We start from the raw sequence: 3,884 nt of genomic DNA, 5'->3' as shown, positions 1-3,884 counted from the left end.
GAACGATCCGGCGGTGAGGGCCCCCGGGCTCAAAAGTCCCCGTGGTCACCTATTTGTGTGGTCAACTACCTATTGAAAGCCTATTGAAAGTAGGTGACCACACCACACCCCCTTGGGATGAAATTTCGTTAACCAACTTCGGGCCGGCAGCAGTTGTCTCTGCGCGCTCCGACACCGGCGCGCATCGCTCCCACGTCGTCGAGCATCGAGCGCGCACCAAAACGCTACACGCAAAAAGTCGCTATCTCCAGTAAGCCACAAAAATTCAAATCGGCCAAGATCAGTTTTCTCGGAATTCAGGATTGTCGTCGGGGCCCGAGTGGGCTCAGCATCGATCTTGAATTGGAGCCCCGCAAGGGGCGTCAGAAAATAGCCCAGGGTGTTCAACCCTGGGTAACGCGGGCCACAGAAAAACCTCCGAAGCCCCAGCCGGGCGACAGAGTTTGTTTTTCCACGAGTTGCGAGAGTCGCGAAGGGACTCGTGGCAGAAGCGAGCGATTGGCCGTGGAGTTCCGTCAGACACTACCTTGACCGGTGGCCGTGCCTATGTCCTGGCTTGATTGAGCAGCCTCTTGCTGCTTCGCAGCCAGGACAACAAGTTGTCCTGGCCACCCGGCCGGAGCGGAGATGTGGTTGATGGGAGCTTAAGGACGCATTACGTCGATACTCGACCGGCGTCCCGTACCGGCCGCCATTGGAGCAGCGAGGTGCCGTGGCCTTCGCCGTGGCCAGAGCCTGGCTCGCACAAGAGGACTGGCGGCCCGAGCCGCCGCCGATGGCACCCGGCGGCCGTGTGTCAATTTCCGAGCGTTGTGGCGGCGCGCTCGGGGCGCGCGATCGGTGCGCCGCGGCGTGCCATTCCCTGTCGATACTGCTCCATCTGCTCGCGGATATAGAGGGTCATGTCGTTCTCTAACATTTGCATTTCCGCGAAGGTGCGGGCCGTGACCTGGAAGTAACACATGCACATCTCGTCGTCGGACTTCTCGCCGAAATACACGTCGCGCGGGGGGAGATTTGGGTTTTGCGGATTGTCCGACGAGTTGTCGTACCAGGCCTCCAGGCTCAGCTTCGTTCCAGCCGGCAGCCAGATGGGTTCTCGATAGACGTAATGATCTTGCCAATAGAAGCTCCAGTCGTCGATCGCGACGAGCGGGATGACGGTGCGATCCGGCAGGATGGCCGTCACTTCCATTTTGCGTCCCAACTGGTGCATGTGCGGAGTAACGTCGAGAAGACAGGTATTCACCGGCAGCACGTGCGACGCGCAGACGTGGTGCTGGCGGGCCCCCGCGCGAATGTCCAGATCATAGTTGGCCACCATGATCTCTCCCGCCTGGCATTGAGCGGTCGGTGGAGCCAAGTAGAACCCGATCTTTGACCGATCACGCTCGCGCTTTCCCGTCGGATGATAGTGGATCTGAAGAACAAGGTCCGAGCCCGCCGGAATCGGGCGCCCCACCCCTGCGGGCAGACGCCTCGGCAGACCGCCGGGTAACCATCCGCCGAGACTACTTGCCCCCGAGAACCCGGGGCCGCCGAAGTTGGTGTAACCAGGTCCGGGATCCGCCGCGTCCAGTCGGCGGGCTTCCCCCAGTGCGTCGAAATAGACCCACGCGTGATGGACAACGCGCGGATTGCCGGGCCGGAACTCGAAGGCGCTCGCCAGGCGCTCTTGGCGCAGCTGAGTCGGGATCACGAAATTTCGATAAATGTCGGGCCCGTCGGCCGGGATCTCATACTCTTCGGGCATGGCGACCGCGAGATCAGGCTTTCCCAACTGCCAGCCGGCAACGAAATGAGGAGCCGGAGGAAGGTCGGCCGGATTGCCGCGTGGGGCTCCATTTCGGACCCAGGCTGCGATGCGCTCGATGTCGTCGGAATTCAGGCACCGTTCGTTGAGAAACCGGCCGAATCCTCGCCGGGCCCGCCAGGGCGGCATGATGCGCTGTTCGACCACCGATGCGATTTGCGTGGCCCGGTCGCGGACCTCTTCGTAGCTTGTCAGCGGAAACGGAGCGGACTCACCTTCGCGATGGCAGCACACGCAGTTGGCAAAGACGATCGGCGCGATGTCGCGACAAAATGTCAGTTGCTGCGAGATCACGTCGGAAACCGCCGGCTCGATCAAGCATCCGACGGGCGTCGTTCGCGAGAATCGCGGTTGGCGCCCGGAGCAGATCGCTCCCAGCACGTCTTTCAGTTCCTGATGCGACACGGGCCGGCGCGGGCCGCTGATTGCCTCGTAGCGGTCGTCAATCCGACCGCTGTAGACGACGGAACCGCGACGATCGACGACCACTGCCTGGGGCGTATGGGTTGGTCGCAATTGTCGACGAAAGCTCCCGGACGCGTCCAAAAGCACCGGAAAAGCCACCTGATACTTCCGCCGGTGATTCGCCGCGTCGCCTGCTGACGTGTGACGGTCGGCGATGACGCCGTAAAACTCGACGTTCCAGGGCGCAAAGGCCTCCTGAAGCCGGTTGAGCTCCGGGAGATAGGCATTGCAGATTGGACAATGGGTCGCCAAAAAAACGAAGACCGTCGTGACACCGGCATCGCTTTGTCCGGCGTGTCGCAGCACTCCGTCGACGTCGACGATTGGCGGAAACGAAATCGGCTCGACAGGCGGAAACGGGTCGAGCGATGCGGCTGGGTCGGCCAGCTTGGGGCCACTTGGCTGTGCGGCCCGCGGTTCGTCGCCGAGCAAGCTCTTCGTCGATCGGTCGGGAAAGCGAACTCGCCAGGCGAACCAGACGCACACCGCGAGTAATGTGACCAGACCGACGGTCACCAGCGAGTTGTGCCCTGACGACTGGATCCGTGGCAAGCTACTGTTCCGACCGATGAGATGAGGCGCGATCGCGTGAGCAATCCCAATCGTCTGCAAGAAGCGGCGGGGAATCTAGGACAAAGGTAGTCTCGAAACAAGCTCAGTCGGAATGGCGGCACTGGGACGCGACCTAACCCTTAGCGTCTCGCGTCCCACTCAGGGCCGCTCGACCGGCCGCCGACCCGGCGGTCAATGCCTGGCGGGGAGTCGGCAACGCTGCAGATCCTTGATTGCTGAGCGACCGGCTCGCAGTTAACGTAGGGATGGGCATCGTTTTAGCGCTCGATTCCCGTCCTCGCCAACGCCTTCTGCCAATTTCCCGCGTTTTGCGCACCCTGTGCGCAAACGGAGTCAGCGGTATCAACGAAAATCCGGTGTTCAAGTAGCTATTCAACTCCAAGGGAATGTTCGTTTGGAGGAGCAGGCGGCCTTAGCGTTGCGGTCCTTGACGGCGGTTCCTGCTCGACGTATCGCGGTTCGCCGGATCGTGCTTGGAGCGGTGCTGCTCGGCACGTTCTCGGCCGGCATCGCCTTCGCCTTTTTCACACTCTTCACCCGTTTCCCGTTTTGGGACGATGAAGGAAAGATGCTGCTGTCCGTTCAGCAATTGCTGGATGGACGGGCGCTGTACGATCAAAACAGCTTCATCTATGGCCCAGCCTATCTGCTCGACCGGTGGGCGATTTTTTCTTTGCTCGGCGTTCCGCTCGGGAACGACGGCGTGCGGGCCGTCGCCTTGCTGACCTGGGGGCTGACGGCTCTCGTTTTGGCGATGACGGCCCGGCAATTGGCTCGTGACGCGAATTGGGGCCTGGGCCTTGCCGCAATCGTCTGGATGGCCGGCATTTTTCATCTCAGCGTATTTGCTAACGAGCCGGGGCATCCTCAGGAACTGGTGGCGCTGCTGCTGGCAGCGGCCTTCTGGATTGTCGTCAGCCTGTGGGACAGGCGGACCGGCACGTCACTCGTGTTGCTGGGGGCGATCACGGGCGCGCTGATATTGACCAAGATCAACGTCGGGGTCTTGTTCGGTCTCTCGTTGGGAATGGCC

Annotated in this window: 2 protein-coding genes; one reads left to right on the top strand and one right to left on the bottom strand. The window is 61.6% G+C overall.

The genetic code is table 11. From position 1 onward, the window contains the following. Positions 1 to 796: 796 nt before the first annotated feature. Positions 797 to 2,830, bottom strand: a complete 2,034-nt coding sequence (locus VGY55_02830) for a redoxin domain-containing protein (protein ID HEV2968896.1) — start codon at positions 2,828 to 2,830, stop codon at positions 797 to 799. Positions 2,831 to 3,278: 448 nt separating this feature from the next. Here VGY55_02830 and VGY55_02825 point away from each other — a divergent pair. Next, the coding region (locus tag VGY55_02825; protein HEV2968895.1) for a hypothetical protein at positions 3,279 to 3,884 on the top strand (606 nt) is incomplete at its 3' end.

This window comes from Pirellulales bacterium (assembly GCA_035939775.1).
Classification (GTDB): Bacteria; Planctomycetota; Planctomycetia; order Pirellulales; family DATAWG01; genus DASZFO01.
The sequence above is the reverse complement of the archived record's forward strand: the minus strand, read 5'-3'. Positions and strand labels throughout refer to the sequence as shown.